This is a genomic window from Streptomyces sp. NPDC006529 (assembly GCF_040611795.1).
Lineage (GTDB): Bacteria > Actinomycetota > Actinomycetes > Streptomycetales > Streptomycetaceae > Streptomyces.
This window is the reverse complement of record NZ_JBEXPB010000079.1, coordinates 1-19,792: the sequence shown is the minus strand read 5'-3', so window position 1 is coordinate 19,792 and position 19,792 is coordinate 1. Positions and strand designations below refer to the sequence as shown.

General features: G+C 74.1%; 18 protein-coding genes. 7 read left to right on the top strand and 11 right to left on the bottom strand.

Annotation, left to right across the window (positions count from 1 at the left end; genetic code table 11):
- Positions 1–93 precede the first annotated feature (93 nt).
- Complete coding sequence (locus tag ABZY31_RS30280; RefSeq protein ID WP_356416741.1) at positions 94–612, bottom strand: hypothetical protein; 519 nt, start codon at positions 610–612, stop codon at positions 94–96.
- Positions 613–1,002: 390 nt separating this feature from the next.
- On the opposite strand from ABZY31_RS30280, the gene ABZY31_RS30275 reads away from it, so the two are divergent.
- Positions 1,003–1,719 (top strand): class F sortase, encoded by a 717-nt coding sequence (locus tag ABZY31_RS30275; protein WP_356416739.1) that lies wholly within the window; start codon positions 1,003–1,005, stop codon positions 1,717–1,719.
- A 37-nt stretch (positions 1,720–1,756) separates the two neighbouring features.
- Here ABZY31_RS30275 and ABZY31_RS30270 read toward each other — a convergent pair whose 3' ends face one another.
- The gene (locus ABZY31_RS30270) at positions 1,757–2,647 is read right to left on the bottom strand and encodes a polysaccharide deacetylase family protein (RefSeq protein ID WP_356416737.1); all 891 of its coding nucleotides are present in this window, start codon (positions 2,645–2,647) and stop codon (positions 1,757–1,759) included.
- 70 nt (positions 2,648–2,717) lie between these two features.
- Positions 2,718–6,017 carry a bifunctional lysylphosphatidylglycerol synthetase/lysine--tRNA ligase LysX gene (lysX, locus tag ABZY31_RS30265; RefSeq protein WP_356416736.1) on the bottom strand — a complete coding sequence of 1,100 codons (3,300 nt, stop codon included), beginning with the start codon at positions 6,015–6,017 and terminating at the stop codon, positions 2,718–2,720.
- 60 nt (positions 6,018–6,077) lie between these two features.
- On the opposite strand from lysX, the gene ABZY31_RS30260 reads away from it, so the two are divergent.
- Positions 6,078–6,539 (top strand): universal stress protein, encoded by a 462-nt coding sequence (locus tag ABZY31_RS30260; protein ID WP_356416734.1) that lies wholly within the window; start codon positions 6,078–6,080, stop codon positions 6,537–6,539.
- Between the two features lie 52 nt (positions 6,540–6,591).
- Here ABZY31_RS30260 and ABZY31_RS30255 read toward each other — a convergent pair whose 3' ends face one another.
- Positions 6,592–7,794, bottom strand: a complete 1,203-nt coding sequence (locus tag ABZY31_RS30255) for a CapA family protein (RefSeq protein WP_356416732.1) — start codon at positions 7,792–7,794, stop codon at positions 6,592–6,594.
- A gap of 119 nt (positions 7,795–7,913) precedes the next feature.
- The gene (locus tag ABZY31_RS30250) at positions 7,914–8,054 is read right to left on the bottom strand and encodes a hypothetical protein (RefSeq protein WP_356416730.1); all 141 of its coding nucleotides are present in this window, start codon (positions 8,052–8,054) and stop codon (positions 7,914–7,916) included.
- A 33-nt stretch (positions 8,055–8,087) separates the two neighbouring features.
- On the opposite strand from ABZY31_RS30250, the gene ABZY31_RS30245 reads away from it, so the two are divergent.
- Both ABZY31_RS30245 and ABZY31_RS30240 read left to right on the top strand, forming a co-directional pair.
- Positions 8,088–8,621, top strand: a complete 534-nt coding sequence (locus tag ABZY31_RS30245; protein WP_356416728.1) for a sigma-70 family RNA polymerase sigma factor — start codon at positions 8,088–8,090, stop codon at positions 8,619–8,621.
- Between the two features lie 188 nt (positions 8,622–8,809).
- A complete protein-coding gene (locus ABZY31_RS30240) occupies positions 8,810–9,310 on the top strand; it encodes a hypothetical protein (RefSeq protein ID WP_356416726.1) in 501 nt (166 codons plus the stop codon).
- 33 nt (positions 9,311–9,343) lie between these two features.
- Here ABZY31_RS30240 and ABZY31_RS30235 read toward each other — a convergent pair whose 3' ends face one another.
- The 5 genes from ABZY31_RS30235 to ABZY31_RS30215 all read right to left on the bottom strand — a co-directional run bounded on the left by ABZY31_RS30235 (position 9,344) and on the right by ABZY31_RS30215 (position 15,553).
- Positions 9,344–9,754: a hypothetical protein gene (locus ABZY31_RS30235; protein WP_356416724.1), complete on the bottom strand. Its 411-nt coding sequence runs from the start codon at positions 9,752–9,754 to the stop codon at positions 9,344–9,346.
- A gap of 46 nt (positions 9,755–9,800) precedes the next feature.
- Positions 9,801–10,664, bottom strand: a complete 864-nt coding sequence (locus ABZY31_RS30230) for a DNA-formamidopyrimidine glycosylase family protein (RefSeq protein WP_356416722.1) — start codon at positions 10,662–10,664, stop codon at positions 9,801–9,803.
- A gap of 20 nt (positions 10,665–10,684) precedes the next feature.
- Positions 10,685–11,935, bottom strand: coding sequence for a hypothetical protein (locus ABZY31_RS30225; RefSeq protein WP_356416720.1), 1,251 nt, complete (start codon positions 11,933–11,935; stop codon positions 10,685–10,687).
- A 209-nt stretch (positions 11,936–12,144) separates the two neighbouring features.
- The gene (locus tag ABZY31_RS30220; protein WP_356416718.1) at positions 12,145–14,205 is read right to left on the bottom strand and encodes a SpoIIE family protein phosphatase; all 2,061 of its coding nucleotides are present in this window, start codon (positions 14,203–14,205) and stop codon (positions 12,145–12,147) included.
- 7 nt (positions 14,206–14,212) lie between these two features.
- Positions 14,213–15,553: a DUF6777 domain-containing protein gene (locus tag ABZY31_RS30215; protein ID WP_356416716.1), complete on the bottom strand. Its 1,341-nt coding sequence runs from the start codon at positions 15,551–15,553 to the stop codon at positions 14,213–14,215.
- Between the two features lie 222 nt (positions 15,554–15,775).
- On the opposite strand from ABZY31_RS30215, the gene ABZY31_RS30210 reads away from it, so the two are divergent.
- Genes ABZY31_RS30210 through ABZY31_RS30200 form a run of 3 tightly spaced genes read left to right on the top strand, consistent with a single transcriptional unit; the run spans position 15,776 to position 18,641 of the window.
- A complete protein-coding gene (locus ABZY31_RS30210; protein WP_356416715.1) occupies positions 15,776–16,597 on the top strand; it encodes a YndJ family protein in 822 nt (273 codons plus the stop codon).
- Entirely contained in the window at positions 16,594–17,157 is a 564-nt protein-coding gene (locus tag ABZY31_RS30205; protein WP_356416713.1) for a DUF1990 domain-containing protein, read from the top strand. The genes ABZY31_RS30210 and ABZY31_RS30205 overlap by 4 nt, the downstream gene beginning before the upstream one ends.
- A 26-nt stretch (positions 17,158–17,183) precedes the next feature.
- Positions 17,184–18,641 carry a lipase maturation factor family protein gene (locus ABZY31_RS30200; RefSeq protein ID WP_356416711.1) on the top strand — a complete coding sequence of 486 codons (1,458 nt, stop codon included), beginning with the start codon at positions 17,184–17,186 and terminating at the stop codon, positions 18,639–18,641.
- Here ABZY31_RS30200 and ABZY31_RS30195 read toward each other — a convergent pair.
- Positions 18,630–19,613 (bottom strand): NAD-dependent epimerase/dehydratase family protein, encoded by a 984-nt coding sequence (locus ABZY31_RS30195; RefSeq protein ID WP_356416709.1) that lies wholly within the window; start codon positions 19,611–19,613, stop codon positions 18,630–18,632. The genes ABZY31_RS30200 and ABZY31_RS30195 overlap by 12 nt on opposite strands.
- Positions 19,614–19,792 lie beyond the last annotated feature (179 nt).

The window sequence follows — 19,792 nt, the reverse complement described above, 5'->3', positions numbered from 1 at the left end:
TACCTTTCGAGCGCCGCCCCCCGCCCCCCGGGGCGCCGCCCCGGGCCACCCGGCGGTTCACGGGCTGCAGGGCACGACCGGGGAGGCTGCCGGTCAGACCCGCCCGTGGACCGGGCGGCGACGGCGCACCACGTGGATGCCCGCGCCGAGGGCCGCCGTGCCCACGAGCCCCGCGCCGATGGCGGTCTCGGTGGCGGACGGCCCGATGGAGCCGCCGAGGCCGCCCTGTGCGCCCCGGCCCTCGAGGACCCGGAAGCGGTGCGTGGCGACGAGGCTGTTGTCGTGGCACTTGACCGAGAGGGTCTGGTCGCCGGTCCGGGCGTTGTGGCGGATGTGCACCGTGGCGAAGGCGGGAGATCCGCCCGACAGGTTCGCCTGCTCGAAGTTGCCGGGCGACCAGACCGTGCCGCCGCGGTTGCAGCCCTCCACTTTGACCTCCATCGAGGCACCGGGGTGCACCGAGTACGGGGAGACCGCGACGTTCCTCGGCCCGCCGCCCTGGCCGCCGGGCGGACCGCCCGCCGGCTGATTGGTTGCGCCGGCGAACGGGGTGGCGAGCCCGACGGCGGCGAAGGCCGCCGCGGTCACGGTGAGAGCGCGAGAAGCACGCATGGTGGAACCTCCAGCGGGAGGCGCCCCGGAGCGGTGGTCGCCCGGGATCATCGACGAGAACGTCTCCCAAGACGAACCCTCGGTCCGGTCCGCAACCAGCGCATGTCCGACTTTGGGCCGCCCGGTTGAGCGACACGCCGAGGCGCGCGCGGCCGATCTGACGGATCCGCAGGTCACGACCCGTCAGTCATTTATGTGACGATTACCTGGATGGGCGCATCCCGTACGGCCCCCCGCCCCGACCCGGCCGCGGCCCGCCACCCGTTCGCCCCTCCCCCCTCGCCGTCCCGCGCGAACGCCCTTAGCGTGCGTGAAGCAGGGCGTACGAAGCAGTGCATCGGGGTGGGACGCGAACGCGGGTCGGGACCCCCGCGTCGGGAAGGGAGAACCATGGGCTGGGACGAGACCGTTCCGTCACGAAGACGCTCTCCGTGGGGAGTGCTCGCCCTCGTCATGCTCACCGGCCTCGCCATGGTCCGGAACGGGGCGGAGTTCGAGGAGGGGCCGCCCCAGCCGGCCGCCGCGGCGGCCGTCGGGGTGCGCCCCGGCCAGCCGCAGGCGGCGCCGAGCACGCCCGCACCGGAGCAGCAGCCGGACCAGGCGCCGCAGCAGCTGCCGGAGCAGCCGTCCGGGCCGCCGCCGGAGCCGCTGGAGCACTCGTCGGTGCAGCGGGTGCGGATTCCGGCGATCAAGGTGGACGCGCCGGTGATGACGGTGGGGCTGGACGCGGAGGGCTGGATCGACGCGCCGCCGCCGCAGGACCCGAACCTGGCGGGCTGGTACCTCAACGGCATCTCGCCCGGCCAGACGGGTTCGGCGGTCATCGTGGGGCACGTGGACAACGCGAAGGGCCCGGCGGTCTTCTACGGCCTGGGCTCGCTGCGCAAGGGCAACCGCATCGAGGTGCAGCGCTACGACGGGCGCACGGCGGTGTTCGAGGTGTACGGCGTGGAGGTCTTCGCCAAGGACACCTTCCCCGGAACCCGGGTGTACGGGGACACCGGGGCTCCGGAGCTCCGGGTGATCACGTGCGGCGGGGGCTATTCGAAGGCCCGCGGCTACGACGGCAACGTGGTCGTCTTCGCCCGGATGGTGGAGACGCGCTGAGCCGGCCGGCCCGCGGTCCCGCTGACGGATCGTATCTTCAGTGGGGCCGCAGGCTCGGCAGGGTCATCCGGTAGCCGCGGGCGAGCAGCTGGGGCAGGTACGAGCCCAGCGCCTGGACGCTCTGCGTCCGGTTGCCGCCCGCGTCGTGCGACAGCACGATCACGCCGGGGGCGGCTCCCTTGAGGACCCGCGAGACGATCGTGGTGGTGCCCGGCTCGGTCCAGTCCAGGGAGTCCACGGTCCAGGCCATCGGCTCCATCCCCAGTTCCGCGCCGATCTCGAAGGCGGCCCGGTTCCACGCGCCGTAGGGCGCCCGGAACCAGCGCGGGGCCTCGCCCGTGGCCTGCTGGACGACCTCGCTGGTGCGGCCGATCTCGGAGGCGAGGTCGGGCCGGGTGAGCTTCGGGATGAGGGGGTGGGTCCAGGTGTGGTTGCCGATGACGTGGCCCTCGTCGGCCATCCGGCGGATCAGGTCCCGGTTGTCGGTGGCCATCTCCCCGCAGACGAAGAACATGGCGCGCACCCCGTACCGGGCCAGGGTGTCCAGGATCGCCGGGGTGTAGCGGGGGTCGGGGCCGTCGTCGAAGGTGAGCACCATCCTGCTCCCCACGGCCAGGTCCCCCGGCGCACCGGAGAGGTCCAGGATGGGTCGGGTGCGGACGGGGGGCATGGCCCGACGGTAGCGCGCCGGGGTATCGGCGGCCATCGGGCTCAGCCGGTAGGTGTTGGCGGGCGCTCCCCGTCCGTTCGGCGCGGGCGCTCCGGGAGCGCCCGCGCCGCCCGCCGCGCGGCCCGGCCCGGGTGCGGACCCGGCCGGATCCGCGGCCTCCTCCTCCCCGAGCAGGCCGGACGCCGCGGCGGCGATCCCGAGGAAGACGGCGGTGCGCAGGAGCACGCGCCGCCCTACTGTCGGCTCGTCAGTTTTCATTACTACTACGTATCAACGACACCGCGGTGCGGCCCGGGAGACGCGGACGCGCCACCGGCCCCTCACCCGATCAGCTCTGGCGCACCAGCGGGAACGGAAGCGTCTCGCGGATCGTCAGACCCGTGAGGAACATGACGAGCCGGTCCACGCCGATGCCGAGCCCCCCGGTGGGCGGCATCGCGTACTCCAGCGCGTCCAGGAAGTCGTTGTCGATCTCCATCGCCTCCGGGTCGCCGCCCGCCGCCAGCAGCGACTGGGCGGTGAGCCTGCGCCGCTGCTCGACGGGGTCCGTCAGCTCCGAGTAGGCGGTGCCCAGTTCGGTGCCGAAGGCGACCAGGTCCCAGCGTTCGGCCAGCCGCGGGTCGCGGCGGTGCTGGCGGGTGAGCGGGGAGACGTCCGTCGGAAAGTCCTTGTAGAAGGTGGGGAGCAGCGTCCGCTCCTCCACCAGCCGTTCGTACATCTCCAGGACCACGTCACCGCGGGTGTCCTCGGGCGTGTGCGGCACCCCGGCCCGGTCGCAGTGGCGGCGCAGCGCCGCCTCCCCCGTATCCGCGTCGACCGCCTCGCCGAGCGCCTCGCTGATCGCCCCGTACATCGTCTTCACCGGCCAGGCACCGGAGATGTCGTGGACGACGAGCTTCCCGTCGGGGCCCGCCTTGTGCGCGACCGGGGAGCCGAAGGCGGCGGTCGCGGCCCCCTGGATCAGCTCGCGGGTCAGGTCGAGCATGACGTCGTAGTCGGCGAAGGCCTGGTAGGCCTCCAGCATGGTGAACTCGGGGTTGTGCTTGTAGGAGACCCCTTCGTTGCGGAAGGTGCGGCCCATTTCGAAGACCTTCTCCATGCCGCCGACGCACAGCCGCTTGAGGTACAGCTCGGGGGCGATGCGCAGGTAGAGGTCCATGTCGTAGGCGTTGATGTGGGTGCGGAACGGGCGGGCGTTGGCGCCGCCGTGGATCTGCTGGAGCATCGGGGTCTCGACCTCCAGGTAACCGCGCTCCAGCAGCCCCTGGCGCAGTGCCTGCACGGCGGTCGAGCGGGCCCGTACGACCTCGCGCGCCTCGGGACTGGCCACCAGGTCGAGGTAGCGGCGGCGGACCCGGGCCTCGGGGTCGGCCAGGCCCTTGCGCTTGTCGGGCAGCGGGCGCAGGCACTTGCCGGTGAGCTGCCAGGAGCCGACGACGACGGAGAGTTCGCCGCTCCTGCTGCTGCCGATCTCGCCGCTCGCGACGACGTGGTCGCCGAAGTCCACTTGGCTGGTGAAGGTGCCGAGGACCCCGGTTCCCGCTTCGTCGCGCGTGAACATCAGCTGCACGTCCCCGGTCCAGTCGCGCAGCACCGCGAAGACCACGCCGCCGAGGTCGCGCACGACCATCACGCGTCCGGCGACGGTCACCTCTTCTCCGGTGCGCGCGCCGGGCGGGGGCGCGGGGTGCTCGGTGCGCAGCCGTTCCGCGGTGTGGGTGCGCTGCCGGATGCCGACCGGGTAGGGGTCGGTGCCGCCCGCCCGGATGCGTTCGAGTTTGCGGTGGCGGACCCGGACCTGCTCCGGCTGCTTCTCGGCCGCCCCCTCGCCCCGCTCCCCCACGGCGTCGAGGCCCAGGGAGGCGATCGAGGGGAGGTGAGCTGTGTTGGCGGGGGCCGTGACGCCCTTGGCGTGCCCCTTGCCCCACAGGGTGCGCAGGCTCGGCACGGAGACGAACCCCTCGGCGATGCCGGAGGCCAGGCTGACCCGGGCGAGGGAGCCCGCGTCCTGGTAGCAGAGGAACCGCGGGTACCACTCGGGTCCGTACTTGACGTTGGAGCGGTACAGGGCTTCCAGCTGCCACCATTTGGAGAAGAACAGCAGGAGCCCCCGCCAGAGCTTGAGGACGGGCCCCGCGCCGATCCGGCCGCCCTCCTCGAAGGCGGAGCGGAAGACGGCGAAGTTGAGGGAGATCCGGCGCACGCCGAGCCGGGGGGCGGTGGCGCACAGTTCGGCGACCATGAACTCCATGACGCCGTTGGGCGCGGCGCGGTCGCGGCGCATCAGGTCCAGGGAGATGCCGTCCTTGCCCCACGGGACGAAGGAGAGCAGGGCGATGAGTTCGCCCTGCGCGTCGAAGGCCTCCACCAGCAGGCAGTCCCCGTCGGCGGGGTCACCGAGCCGGTCCAGCGCCATGGAGAAGCCGCGCTCGGTCTCGGTGTCGCGCCAGGAGTCGGCGCGGTCGACGATCCGCTTCATCTCCTCCTCGGTGAGGGCGCAGTGGCGGCGGATGAGGGTGGTGGCGCCGGTGCGCCGGACCCGGTTGACGGCTTGGCGGGTGACGCGCATGTCGCGGCCGTCGAGGTCGAAGTGGGCGACGTGCAGGATCGCCTCGTCGCCGAGCTGGAGGGCGCTGAGCCCGGAGCGCGCGAAGGCGGTCGCGCCGTCCTCGGAGGCGCCCATCACGGCGGGCTGCCAGCCGTGGCGGCGGGCGACGCCGAGCCAGGCGTCGATGGCGGGGGTCCAGGCGCCGGGGTCGCCGACGGGGTCGCCGCTGGCCAGGCAGACGCCGGCCTCGACGCGGTAGGTGACGGCGGCCTTGCCGTTGGGGGCGAAGACGACGGCCTTGTCGCGGCGGGTCGCGAAGTAGCCCAGGGAGTCGCGCCGGCCGTAGGCGCCGAGCAGGGCCCGGATGCGGGGTTCCTCGTCGCCGTGCAGGGCGGCGGTCATGCGCTGCGAGCGGAAGAGGGTGGAGGCGGCGTTCAGCAGGGCGAGGGCGCCGAAGAGGCCGAGCAGGAAGTAGAGCGGTCGGGGCGGGCGGCCGTCGAACTGGCGGGCGGAGAAGAGACCGCCGAAGACCTGTTTGGCGGCCCAGTCCAGCCATTGGCCCTTGGGCAGGCTGCCGGGGAACAGTGCGACGAGTCCCCAGCCGAGGAAGACGGCGGCGAGCAGTCCGAGGCCGAGGACGAGCAGGGCCCGCCACAGGGCGCCGGGTCGCGTGACCGCGTAGAACTCCTTGCGGGCGGCGATCAGCAGCACCATGGCGGCGAGGGCGATGACGCCGGAGACCAGGGAGACCCAGTAGTCCCCGTCCGCGAGGATGACGACGTCGGCCAGGATGAGCAGGGCCAGATAGGTGACGACGATCCACCAGGCGACCTTCTTGCGGGTGCCGAGGGCCGCGGCGAGCAGGAAGAGGAAGACGGCGTAGGCGAGGTTCTCGCTGACCGGGACCACGAACATGTCGAGGAAGCGGACCACGGGCCGCAGCAGCCGCCGCAGGGTGGGGGACAGCGCCAGTACGGCGCACACCAGGCCCAGCGTTCCGAAGAACGCGCCGAATCCGTCGGGCACCCGGTTCAGGAAGCGGTTCCGGGTCCCGCGGGTCTGCTCCGCGGTGGCAGTCATGGTTCGCACTGTAGGGAGGCGCGCGCCGCTCCGCGCGCCGAACGAGCTACTGTCGGTGGGGTGACGGAGCACGTGAGTACGGGGTTCGAGCGGGGTACCGACGGTCCGAAGGTGATCCTCGCCGGAGTGGACGGAACGGATTCGTCGCTGCGCGCGGCGGCCTACGCGGCGGGGCTGGCCCGGCGCCAGAACGCCCTCCTGGCGCTGGTCTACGTCCAGCCGGTGCTGGCGGCCGGGGCCGCGATGGGCGCGGCGGTGGCCGGGACCACCGAGGAGATCGCGGAGGGGATCGTGGCCGAGATCCGGGAGTCCGCCGAGCGCCTCAAGGGCATCTTCGAGGTCCGCTGGCAGTTCCACACCTTCCGCGGGGACCCGTACACGGGCCTGGTGACCGCCGCCGAGGAGCTGACGGCGGACGCGGTGGTCGTCGGGGCCTCGGAGCAGGCCGGTCACCGGATCCTCGGGTCGGTGGCGGTCCGGCTGGTGAAGGCGGGGCGCTGGCCGGTGACGGTGGTGCCGTAGCGGGAGCCGTGCCGCGGGCCCGGGCGGGGGCGCGAACCGTTCAGCCGGTGCGCTACTTGCCGAGGGTCAGGCCGTCCTTGGCGGCGCCGCGGCTGAGGACGGCCTCGCTGATGGCTTCCTCCGCGGCCCGGTACGCCTCGTGGTCCGGGTCCTTGGCGAGGGCGGCCGGGAGGTTGACGACCCGGCCCGCGGTGAGGTCCATCATCTGCGGGACGTACGCGGCCCGGGTGACCCGCCAGCGCTGCCCGGGCGCGGCGGGGGGCTCGAAGGTGAAGCGGGCGAGGGAGCCGTAGTTGCCGCGCGGGTCGCGCTCGCCCTCGTCGTTGAACATCTCTCCGGCGATCTGGTCGCCCATGCCGTAGACGATCCAGGTGCCGTTGACCTTCTCGTAGGCCTGCGGGATGTGCGCGTGCGTGCCGAGGATCATGTCGATGTCGGGCCGGCCGTCGCGCGTCGAAGCGGTGAGGGCCTTGCCGAGGGTGAGCTGGCGCTCGTCCGGTGCGGTCTGCCACTCGGTGCCCCAGTGCAGGCTCACCAGCACCACGTCGGCGCCCGCCTTCCGGGCCGCCCGGGCGTCGGCGACGATCTTGTCCTGCCGCATCAGGTTGACCGCCCAGGGCTGCCCGTCGGGCAGGGGGTGGCCGTTGGTGTCGTAGGTGTAGGCGAGGTGCGCGACCTTGGCCCCGCCGGCCGCGTACGTCGCCGGCGCGGCCGCCTCCGCGGCCGTCCGGGCCGAACCGGCGTGCCTCAGGCCGACCTTGTCGAAGGCGTCCAGGGTCCGCTTCAGTCCGTCGGCGCCGTCGTCCAGGGTGTGGTTGGAGGCGGTCGAGCAGCCGTCGTACCCCGCGTCCTTCAGCGCCTCGGCCACCTGCGGCGGGGAGGTGAAGTCGGGGTATCCGGTGAAGGGGCCGCCGTCCTCGCCGTAGACGGTCTCGCTGTGGCAGAGCGCCAGGTCGGCGGCGGAGACCAGGTCCTTGACACCGGCGAACATGGGCTTGAAGTCGTAGCCGCCGCCCCCGGTGGCCGCCGCCCTGATGATCGAGTCGTGCGGGAGGACGTCACCGCTCGCGACCAGGGTGAAGCCCTTGCCCGCCGTCCCCGGGGCCGCCTGGGTGCCCCGGGTCCCGTGGGGCGCCGTGGTTCCCCTGGCCGCCGGGTGTCCCGGGGTGCCCGGCGAGCCGGAGCAGGCCGCCGCCACGGCGGAGAGCAGGACGGCCGACAGGACCGCTGCGGTCCGCCGCGTGCGGTGGGTCATGGGGTCCCGCTCCCTTTGGTAGGACTATCCGATGATCTGCATCCTTAAGGGTGGGTCGCACAAGTCAAGGAACGGCTCGGTACGGCACCCCGAGCCCACCCGTGCGGCGGCGCACACCGTCACCGCGGCGCGCTGCCGCTCACCGCGCCGTTCGACCGTTCACCGCCGAGGGGGGCCGCCCACCGGACGGCCGGGGTGGTTGGGCGCAGCAGCTCCACCCGAAGGTTCCCGAGCAGCCCGCCGCAGGTCAGGGTGTTCATGTCGACCCGCACCCACCCGGAAGGAGCCCTTCGGTGTCCCCCTCCCCCACCCTCTGCCGCACCGATCCCGAAGCACTCGCCGAACTCCAGCGCGAGCACGGGCGGGCCCTGTTCGGATTCCTCCTCGGCCTCTGCAACGGCGACGCCCAGCGCGCCGAGGACCTGGTGCAGGAGACCCTCGTACGCGCCTGGCAGCACCCGGAGGTCCTGGAGAGCCCGCACGCCTCCACGCGGCCCTGGCTGTTCACCGTCGGGCGGCGCCTCGCGATCGACGCCCGCCGGGCCCGGCTCGCGCGTCCTCAGGAGGTCGAGCCGGCGGGCCTGGAGCAGACGCCCGCGCCCCGGGACGGGGTGTCCCGCTCGGTCACCGCGATCGACGTGCGACGGGCTGTCGGCAGCCTGGGCGCGGAACACCGCGAGGTGCTGATGCAGGTCTACTTCCGCGACCGGTCGGTCGCCGAGGCCGCCCGGGAGCTGGGCATCCCGGCGGGCACCGTCAAGTCCCGCACGCACTACGCCCTGCGCGCCCTGCGCGAGGGACTCCAGGGATACGGACTCGGCGCCTGAGGCTGCCACGGAACTGGCCGGGAACCGCTCAAGGTTCGACCGGAGTGCGCGTGCGGGGCACTCGATTCGGTCGCAGACCGTTCAAGTTGAGTAAACATCGCCCGTCCTGCGAGCCGCGGAGGGAAGGCTCTGACCGACGGCGGGAAGCTCGACACGCGGGAGAAGGTGGAACGGTGCAGCCCGAGGGTATGAACGGCACCAGTGACGGCGGGCTCGCGGTGCCCATGGCGTGGCTCTACGCCGAGTACATCGCGGACGAACTGCTGCGCACGGGGCGGCTGATCCCGGTCAGCACCCTGGAATTCCGGGCCGGGCGGGACACCCTGGCACTGACGATCTACCTGTCCGACGCCGCGGGCGAACTGTCCGGGATCCGGGTGGTCTCGCAGCTCGACGAGTGGCTGTCCCTGACGGCCTACGGCCACCCCTGGCGCGACTGGGTGCAGACCCGGTTCCTCCAGCTGGGCGAGGAGGCCCGGGAGCGCGGGGCGGGCGGGGATCCCGACCTCGAACTGGCGCGGGACGCGTGGAGCTGGCTGGAGCGGACGGAGCTGTTCGCCACCAATCTCGACCCCGGGCGCCACGGCCTGGAGGACCCCTCGCCGGGGCTCGACGAGAACGCCCGGGTGTGGACACCGGCGTGGCAACTGGGCCTGCCCCTGGGCCACTTGGCGATGCACCTGTTCTAGGATGCCGGGGACTCGGGCGGGGCCGGCGGGCGCTCAGTGCGGGGGCTCGCCGGGGGGCTCGGTGACCAGACCGGTGAAGTCCGCTTCGTTGCGTTCGGCGCGTACGACGTACCGGTGGGCGATCAGCCACATCACGGGGTACACCAGCACCCCGAGTCCCGCCCACACCAGCGGCCCCGAGGCCGTGTGCGGCAGGGAGAACAGCAGGGGCAGCGTCCCGACGAGCGCCAGCAGCGCGGTCAGCGCCGTCAGACCGGCCCGCAACTGGCTGCGCATCAGGGCCCTGACGTAGGTCGCTCCGAGCGAGGTCTGCTGGGAGATCTCCGAGCGCGCGGGGGTGTGCGCGGGCGGGCGGCCGCGCGCGCCGCGGGCCACCCCGGTGACGGTCTCCCGGCGCGATCCCGCGGGGGCCGGGGGCTGCCGGTGCCGGTCGTCGTCGGACATGGTGCGCAAGTGTAAGCGGGGCGCCGGCCACCGGGCGCGGCACGGGTCATTTCAGCAGGCGGGACAGGCGCCGGTCGGCGAGCGGCTTGCCGCCGGTCTGGCAGGTCGGGCAGTACTGGAGCGAGGAGTCTGCGAAGGACACCGAGCGGACCGTGTCCCCGCACACCGGGCAGGGCTCGCCGGTGCGGCCGTGCACCCGCAGCCCGCTCTTCTTCTCCGCCTTCAGGTTTCCGGCGGCCACGCCGTGCGTACGGTCGAGCGCCTCGCGCAGGGTGGCCCTGACCGCGTCGTAGAGGTGGGACACCTCGCCCTCCTCGAGCGAGGAGGCGAGTTTGAAGGGGGACATCCGGGCGTGGTGCAGGATCTCGTCGCTGTACGCGTTGCCGATCCCGGCCAGTACGCTCTGATCGCGCAGGAACCCCTTGAGCCGGCGCCGCTCCCCGGTCAGGAGCGCCGCGAACTCCGCCCGCCCGAAGTCCTCGGCGAGCGGGTCGGGCCCGAGCCGGGCGATGCCGGGCACGTCCTGCGGGTCGTGGACGACGTACACCGCGAGCCGCTTCTGCGTCCCCGCCTCGGTGAGGTCGAATCCGCCGCCGTCCTCCAGGACGACGCGCAGGGCGAGCGGGCTCTTGCCGCCGGGCCGGGGGGGCTGGGCGGGAAAGGTGTCGTGCCAGCGCAGCCAGCCGGCCCGGGCGAGGTGGGTGACGAGGTACAGCGCGCCGATCCGCAGCGCGAGGAACTTGCCGTGGCGGGCGGTGGGTCCGGCGGGCTGCCCTTCGAGGGCGGTGAGCGGGGGATCGTAGGTCTTGAGCACGCTCACGTTGAGCGGGAGGACGCGCTCGACCACCCGCCCGGTCAGGTGTTCGTCGAGGAACTCCCTGAGGGCCTCGACCTCCGGCAGCTCCGGCATCCTCCCAGGGTGCCGCGTCCTCAGGCGAAGCGCGAGCCGGGCACCGGTCCGGGCGAGTCGAGGCGGTCGCGGGTGCCGCCGAGCCAGCCGGGGGCCACGGCCGCGGCGTAGGCCCGGAAGGCGGCGTCCGGATCGGCCGGGGTCTGCCCGTCGCCCTCGTCCGGGGCCGGGTCGGCCTCGATGACGGCGCGGGCGATGTCCTCCTCGGGGCGCCCGTCGGCGGGCCGGTCGCCGTGCGCCGCCCAGGGGGCGACGGCGTACTGGCACAGGAGCGCGCTGGAGTCGGCGCTGACCGCGGGCGGATCCGTCCAGCAGGTCAGGTGCTCGTGGAGGACCTGACCGGTGGCGCGGGTGCGCAGGGTGCGGACGAGGTCGGGGTCGCAGGCGTTCAGGTCGTGGGCGACGACGACCGTGTCGGTCCGCGCCGGGTCGTAGGGCACGGCCGGCAGCCCGAGCACCCCCGCCGCGGCCAGGCCGAGGATCCGGTCGGCGCGGCCGGGGAGCAGCGAGACGCTGGTGGGGCGCTGCCCGGCGGCGGCGAGGGCGAGCGCCAGGCGGTCGAGGCCGCGCCGGGCCAGTGCGTGGCTGTCGCCGAGGAAAGCGTAGCGGCCGGTCATCCCGGCGGCGTAGCCGTACGGGGAGAGGGTGCCCAGCAGGGAGCCGGTGAGCGCGAAGTGCCATCCGCGCAGGTCGCGGCCGTCGAAGGGGCCGGCTTCGCGGGCCAGTTCGGCGCGGCCCAGCATGCGGCGCTGGCGGCCGTGGGCGTCGATCCAGGCCTCGTCCTGCGGGGCGGGCAGCCGGATCGCGGCGGCCCGGGCGCCGTCGAAGTCTCCCGCGCAGAGCGTGTTGTGGACCAGCAGGTAGGTCTCGGGCCAGGCGGGCAGGCGGTCGCCGCGCGCGGCGAGCAGGGCGGCGGCCTCGGCGTGCCGGTGGCCGTCTTCGAGGGCGGAGACCAGTTCGGCGAGGAGCCTGCGGGAGTCGGGCGCCAGGGCGAACGCGTGGCGCAGCGGGGCGACGGCGAGGAAGGACACGCCGCGTTCGACGCAGGCGTAGCCGAAGTCGTACAGCGCCTGGGGGTCGCGGGGTCTCCTGGCGGCGGTCTTCGCGGCCCGGGCGAGGTCGGCGAATCCGGCGGCGTCGGCGAGTTCCCGTGTCGCCTTGGCGAGTTCGGCCGGTGACGCGGTCTCGGCGTGGGGCCGCAGGGCGCGGACGGCTCCGGGCAGATCTCCGGCCTTCAGCGACCGGCGGACGTCGTGCGTGGCGGTAGTCATCGCGTCGATCCTGCGGCACCGCCGCCGCGTGCCGCAACGGACTTTGGGCCCGACCGGGCCCGGCGGGTGTTCCGGTCGCCCTCCGCTCGGGTTCCGGTTCCGGTGGGCGCCCGCCGGACCGTCCGTGGCCGCGCGCAGGGCCCGTTTCCGCGCCGGTTCCTGGTCCCGGCCCCCCGGTCCGTCCCCCTGTCCGCCTTCCGTTCGGGCCGTCACCTCATGACGAACTCGCACCACACGCACTTGCCGCCGCCGCGGGATTCCACGCCCCACACGTCCGCCAGCCGGTCCACCAGCATCAGCCCGCGCCCCGAGACCCCGGAGTCGCCGGCGTCCCGGCGGCGCGGGAGGGCGCTGGAACGGTCCTCGACCTCGACGCGGATGCGGCGTTCGGGGCCCGTCAGGACGCGCAGGGTGACGATCGCCGGGCCGTCGGTGTGCATCAGGGCGTTCACGATCAGTTCGTCCGCGACGAGTTCGATCTCGTCGCCGTGGTCCCGGGCGCCCCAGGCCCGGACCGCCGCGCCGATCATGTGCCGGGCGGAGACGAGGGCTTCGGGGTCGCCGGGCGCCACGTGCTGCTGGAGGCGGCCGCCCGCCTGCGGGGCGTCCTCGGCGTGGCGGCGCAGCAGGAGCAGGGCGACGTCGTCCTCGCCGCGCTCGTCGGCGACCCCGACGAGCCGGTCCGCGAGCAGCTGGAGGTCGGCCGGACCGGAGCGGACCATGGCGGTGAGGTGCCTGATTCCGTCGTCGAGGTCGGCTCCGGGCTGTTCGACCAGGCCGTCGGTGCACAGGAGAAGCGTTTCCCCCGGCGCCACTTCCACCGTGGTCACCGGATACTCCAGGCGGCCGAACTCGGCCGACAGGCCGAGCGGCATGCCGCCCTCCACGGGGAGCCTGCGGCAATCCCCGTCCGGTGAGCGCAGCAGCGGGTCGAGGTGGCCCGCGCGGACCAGCTGGAACACCCCGGTCGCCAGATCGGCCTCGACGTAGGTGCATGTCGCGAAGCGGTCGGTGTCCAGTTCGTGGAGGAAGACGGAGGCGCGGGCCATGACCGTGGCGGGGGCGTGGCCTTCGGCGGCGTAGGCGCGGAGCACGATGCGCAGCTGGCCCATCACGGCCGCCGCGTGGGTGTCGTGTCCCTGGACGTCGCCGATGACGGCGCCGACCCGGCCGCCGGGCAGCGGGATGACGTCGTACCAGTCACCGCCGATGTCGCGGCCCATCCGGGCGGAGCGGTAGCGCACCGCGATCTCCGCGCCGGGCACGGCCGGGATCCGGCGCGGCAGCATGGCCTGCTGGAGTCCCTCGGCGAGGTCGTGCTCCTGCTCCAGGAGCATCGCGCGCTGGAGGCTCTGGGCGATGCTGCTGCCGAGGGCCACGAGCAGGTTCCGCTCGTCCTGGGTGAAGCCGTCCTTGTCCTGGTAGAGCAGTCCGATCGCGCCGATCGGGCGGGCCTGGGCGATCAGCGGCAGATAGGCGGCGGCGGAGATCCGCATGTACGAGATCTTCGACCACAGCCCGGGGTAGGCCTCGGCGAACTCCGCCTGCGAGTCGATGAACCGGGGCTGGAGCGAGCGGACCACCTCGCTCATCGGGTACTGCTCGTCCACGCGGGTGTAGCGGGTGCCGGGGACGAAACTTCCCTCGGGCCCTTCCGCCACCAGGTGGATGCGGCCCGCTTCGACCAGCCCCATCACCATGCCCATGGTGCCGAGGCGCTCCAGGCCGTGCGCGTCGCTGAGCGCGTCGATGACGTCCCGCACGGTGCGCGCGTGGGCGAGGGCGGCGGTGGTGGCCTCGACCACGGAGGTCTGGCGGCGGCGTTCCTCGTCCAGGCCGAGGCGTTCGGCGGAGTGGCTCAGCTCCTCGGTCGCGTCCCGGACGATGCCGATGATGCGGAACGGGCGCCCGTCCCCGTCGCGCATCACCCGGCCCTGCGTGTGCGTCCAGCGCAGCCGGCCGTCGCGGCAGCGGATGCGGAAGTAGGCGCCGTAGCTGTCGACGCCGCTCTTGAGGGCGCTGGAGACGAGCGCGTCGAGGCGGGCGGCCTCGGTGGCCGGGACCCTGGGCGAGAGGGACTCCGGCCGATCGTCGTAGTCCTCGGGGAGGGTGTCGAAGACGTCGAGGGCGGGCGCGTCCATGTGCATGAGGCCGGTGACCAGGTCCCAGTCGAAGCTGCCCATCCGGTTCAGCGAGAGCGACCGGTCCGGGTGGGCGGGCCAGTCGTCCGGCAGCGATACGGTGCTCGGCACCGGTCCACCATGACACACGGGCGCGTCAGACGCTTTCGAGCGAGTACCCGGGGTCCGGCGTGAAGTGCCGGTCGGGGACGGCGTAGGGATCGGTGGGGTCGCCCGGGTCCACGGGGCCGTTCGGGTCGCCGGGCGCGTAGGGGTCGTACGGGCTCACGCTCGGCCCGTCGGGTGCGGGCGGCAGGTCCGGCGGGATCTCGGCCGGGGGCGGGTCGGAGCGGGGCGTCTCGGCGAGCGGCGGCCCGGTGGGCGGGAGCGGCTGATCGGGCCGGCCCGGGGGGGTCTGCGGGTTCGGCGGGTTCGGCCGGCTCGGGGTGTCCGGCGCGGTGTCCTGGGGCGGCGGGGGCGGGGCCGTGGTGGTCCCGGACGGCGGGCAGTCGCCCGGGCCGGGCGGCGGCGGGACGGCTGCCTTGGGCGGTGCCGAGGGCGGCGCCGGGGGGCTGGTGCGGGCCGGGCTGCGGGGATCCGGGCTCGCGCAGGGCTGCCGCGGCGCGGTGGGATGGGCCGGGCTCGCCGGATCTGCGGGCGCAATGCCGTCGGCCGGATCGTGTGGGGGCGGTACCCGGGGGGTCTTGTCCTGGGCGCCGTCGTCGCCGCTCTTGCGCTCGATCCAGGTGTTGTCGGCGATGTTCGCAATGACGAAGCTGTCGATGACCTGGACCGTCGGTTCGATGACGATGACCTGGTGGGGGTCGTAGCCGGTCCACTGGTCGCCCTTGAGGACCGGGGCGCCGTTCGCGGTGCGCGGGGACTGGAGCGGGTTCCCGCACGCGCAGCGGACCCGGGGCATGCCGTGGTCGTCGACGAGGACGGCGGTCCCGGCCTGGAGGACTGACTGGAAGCCGGTGGCCCGGCCGTCCTTGAAGCCGTGGCCGGTGACCCGGGTGTCGGCGCGCAGGACGAGGGGGGTCAGTCCGCGCAGGAATTCGGGGATCTTGGGCCGTTCGATGCCGGAGGCCTCGGCGAAGGCCTTCGCCTTGGCGTCGTCGGAGGTGAGGTAGCCGACCTGGCGTTCGACGTCGCAGCTGCCGAGCCGCTGGGTACCGCCGTAGAGGCCGGGGGTGGCGCCGCCGACGGTGCGGATGCCCTCCCCCGTCGCGTTGGGGACGGGCGGTTGCAGCGGTGCGGACTCCGCCGTCGCGGTGGAGGTGCTGAAGGGGTCGGGGCCCGCGGAGGCGACCGGCTGGAGCACGACGTCCTGGCTCTCGGGGGCGGCCGCGGGCGCGGCCGCGCCGTCCGCGGGGCCGCCGCAGGCCGCGGCGAACAGCCCGAGGACGGCGAGGAGGGCGGCCCCCGGGGCGTGACGGCGGACCGGCCGGGGGGACGCCCGGCGCGGCGGGGGTTGCGGTACGTGCTGATCCGTCACGAGGTTCTCCCTGTCGGCCCCTGGTGCCCTGCTGCTCCCTCTTGTCTGCCGCATGTCCGGGGGTGTCGCAAGCGGAGCGTCACGGCGAGGCGGGGGCGGCGGTAGCGGCGGGGCGCGGCCGATCGGCCCCGGTCTTGAACATGTTCAAGAGAGCCCCTAGGCTCAGACCGTGAGTTGAACGCGTTCAAGGCGTTCGGCCGTACGGGGGGAGGGCTGTCCACGGTGACGACGCTGGTGAACCTCATCGTCACCGTGGGCATGCTCTGCGTACTGCCCGCCGGGCTGCGTCTGATCGACCCCGTCCGGCTGCGCACGACCGCCCGGTGGTGGCCCCTGCTGGCCGCCCCCGGAGCCGTGTGCCTGTGGCTGCCGCGCGGCGCCACCGCGGGTGCGCTCGCCGCCCTCTACGCGGTGGCCACCCTGGCACCGGCGCTGCACGCACCGGCCCGGCTGCTGCGCACCCGTTCGCTCGACCCGCCCGAGATCGCGGTGCTCACCGCCCTGGTCACGCCCACCGTCGCCGGGGCGGCGCTGGTCGCCGAGCGGAGCGGGCACCGGCTCTTCGGCTTCGATCTGGAGATCCTGGCCCTGACGGTCCCGCACTTCCACTTCGCCGGATTCACCGCCGCCCTGATCGCCGGTCTGGTGTGCCGGGCCGCCGGGCCGGGGCCGTGGGCGCGCTGGGCCGCGTACAGCGTCCCGGGCGGGACCCTGCTGGTGCTCGCCGGCTACTTCGTCGACGACTGGACGGAGCTCGCGGGGGCCCTCGTCCTCACCTCGGGGATGTGGGCGGTGGCCCTGCTGACCTGGCGCGAGATCCGGCCCGGGGCGCGCGAGCGGGGCACCCGGGCGCTGCTCGCCGGTTCGGCCGCCGTACTGGCCGTCACGATGCTGCTCGCCCTGTGGTGGGCGCTGGGCGAGGCGAGCGGCCTCCCGCATCCCACCCTGACCTGGATGGCCGCGACCCACGGCCTCGGAAACGCCCTCGGCTTCGCACTGTGTTCGGTGCTGGCCTGGCGACGCCTGGAGGAGACCGCGTCATGACCCGCATCATCAGCGAGGGCGCCCGCCGGTCGCGCGACGCCGCCGGCCGGCCGGGCCGGCTCAGCTATCCGGACCGCGGGGCGACCCGGCTGCGGCCGCTGCCCCGCGGCTACCACCACCTGGACCACCGGGTCCGGGTCGGCCACGGCCGCGCCGCCTTCGAGGCGGCGGGCGCCGCCGTCACCACCTTCGCCCTGCACCGCGCCACGGGGATGCGGGTCCGGGCCGAGCACGGCGCCGTCCGGCCCGGGACCCGCGTCGTGGTCGGCATCGGCTTCGGGCCGCTGCGCATCGACGCGCCGTGCGAGGTGATCTGGACCGCGTACGAACCGGGCCGTGCGGGCTTCGCCTACGGGACCCTCGACGGGCACCCCGAGTCCGGCGAGGAGTCGTTCCTGGTGGAGCTGGCCGAGGACGGTTCGGTCTGGTTCTCGGTCACGGCCTTCAGCCGCCCGGCCGCCTGGTACACCCACCTGGCGGGCCCACTGGTCCCGGCGCTGCAGCTCGGCTGCGCCCGGCTGCTGGGCCGCACCCTGCGCACCCTGGTGGCGCGCGGCTGATCCGGGGGCGCCCGATACTGGAGGCGATGGACTGGTTCACGGCGCCCGGCTACTGGCTCGGCCGGCTGGTCTTCCAGCGGGCCCTGGCGGTGGTCTACGTCATGGCCTTCGCCGGGGCCGCCCTCCAGTTCCGGGCCCTGATCGGCGCCCACGGCATGCTTCCCGTCCCGCGGCACCTGCGCCGCGTGCCCTTCCGCGCGGCGCCCAGCCTGTTCCACCTGCGCTACTCCGACCGGCTCTTCGCCTGCTGCGCCTGGGGCGGGGCGCTGGTCGCTACGGCGCTCGCCGCGGGGGCGGGGGACGCCGTACCGCTGGGCGCGGCAATGGCGATGTGGGCGCTGCTGTGGGTCCTCTACCTGTCCATCGTGAACGTGGGGCAGACCTGGTACTCCTTCGGCTGGGAGTCGCTGCTGCTGGAGGCGGGCTTCCTCGCGGTGTTCCTGGGCAATTCCCGGGCGGGGCCGCCGGTGCTCGTGCTGTGGCTGCTGCGCTGGGTGGTCTTCCGGGTGGAGTTCGGGGCCGGCCTGATCAAGATGCGCGGCGATCCGTGCTGGCGCCGGCTGACCTGCCTGTACTTCCATCACGAGACGCAGCCGATGCCGGGCCCGCTGAGCTGGTTCTTCCACCGGCTGCCGCGGCCGGTGCACCGGGTGGAGTGCGCCGCGAACCACGTCACCCAGCTGCTGGTGCCGATCCTGCTCTTCACCCCGCAGCCGGTGGCGTCCGTGGCCGCCGGGATGATCGCGGGGACCCAGCTGTGGCTGGTCCTGTCGGGGAACTTCGCCTGGCTGAACTGGCTGACGATCGCGCTCGCGCTGAGCGCCGTGGACTTCACCGGCATCGCGGGGCCGCCGCCCGCCGCCGCGACGCGCACCGGCCCGCTCTGGTACGTGGTGCTGGTGTGCGCGCTCACCGCGCTGGTGCTGCTGCTCAGCAGGCACCCCGTACGGAACATGCTGTCCCGGCGGCAGGTGATGAACCGCTCCTTCGACGCGCTGCACCTGGTGAACACCTACGGGGCGTTCGGGACCGTCGGGCGGATCCGGGACGAGGTGGTGGTGGAGGGCACGGCGGATCCGGCGCCGCACCCGGACGGGGCGTGGCGGGAGTACGGCTTCAAGGGCAAGCCGGGGCGGCCGGACCGGATGCCGCGCCAGTTCGCCCCGTACCACCTGCGCCTCGACTGGCTGATGTGGTTCGCGGCGCTCTCGCCCGGTTACGCCCGCGACTGGTTCGGGCCCTTCGTGGAACGGCTGCTGGCGGGCGACCGGGACACCCTGCGCCTCCTCGCCCACAACCCGTTCCCGGACGCCCCGCCGCGCTACGTGCGGGCCCGCCTGTACCGCTACCGTTTCACCACCTGGCGGGAACTGCGCGCGACGGGCGACTGGTGGACGCGCCGCCTGATGCGGGAGTACCTGCCGCCCACCCGGCTGGCCGGCTCCGGTCCGGGGACGCGCGCGGAGCGCGGATCAGGCCAGTAGGGCCGCCTCCTGCTCCGCGGTGATGCCGGGGGCGTTCCGGTCGGCGCGCTGCGGGGCCGCGCCGCCGAGAGCCTGGAGCCAGCTCCAGGTGTCGGCCACGGTCTCCTCCACCGGACGGCACACGAGTCCGGTGGCCAGCGCCTGGGAGACGTCGCCGCCGAAGAGGTAATCGTGCAGCTCGCCCTGCGGAAGCCAGATGGGCAGCTCGGTCCACGGCTGAACCCCGGCATCCGCTATCCGTTCCGGGGCGGTCCAGCGCAGTTCCGCGCGGCCCCCGGCCGCGGCGGCGACGGCGTCGAGGAGGGAGCCCATCGTGGCGTGCCCGAGCGGCGAGGCGAGGTTGTACGCTCCCCCGCGGCCGTCCCGGGCCGCGTCCAGCGTCCAGCGCGCGAGGTCGCGCACGTCGATGTACTGGAGCCTCAGTCCGCGCGGACCGGGCGCGGCCATCGGGCCGCCGCGGGCGGCGCGGTTCAGCCACCAGGGCAGCCGCCCGACGTTCTCGTAGGGCCCGATGATCAGTCCGGCGCGCACCAGCAGGGCGTGTTCCGTGCCGAAGGCGTCGAGGGCGGCCAGCTCGCCGCCGCGCTTGTCCTGGGCGTAGGCGACGAGCGGCGCGTCCGGTGAGCCCTCGACGACCGGGGCGTCCTCGCCGAGGCCGACGGGCGAGGGATAGGCGTAGACCGAACGGCTGGATATGTACGTGTAGTGCCGGACCCGGCCGTGCAGCAGCCGGGCCGTGTCGTGGACGGCGATGGGCGCCCCGCCCCAGGTGTCGACGACGAGGTCCCACTCCCCCGCCGCGAGGGCCGCGAGCCCGCCGGGCCCGGTGCGGTCTCCGTGCAGCGAGGCGGCCCCGGGCGGCGGGGCGTGCCGTCCCCGGTGGAAGACGGTGACGTCCCAGCCCCGCTCCAGGGCGTCCTCGGTGATCGCCCGGCCCACGAATTCGGTCCCGCCCAGCATCAGCAGTTTCATACCGGTCAGCCTGCCCGGCGGACCGGTACCCGGTAACCGGTGATCGCCCACAGCGATGACGCTGTCGGCGTAGGGGGTCCGGGAACACGGGCGGGGCACCGGACGATCGGTTCGCGGGCCGGAGACCATGCCCAGGCCAAAGCCGATCAGCACCACTGGAGCGGTCATCGCCAGCAGGG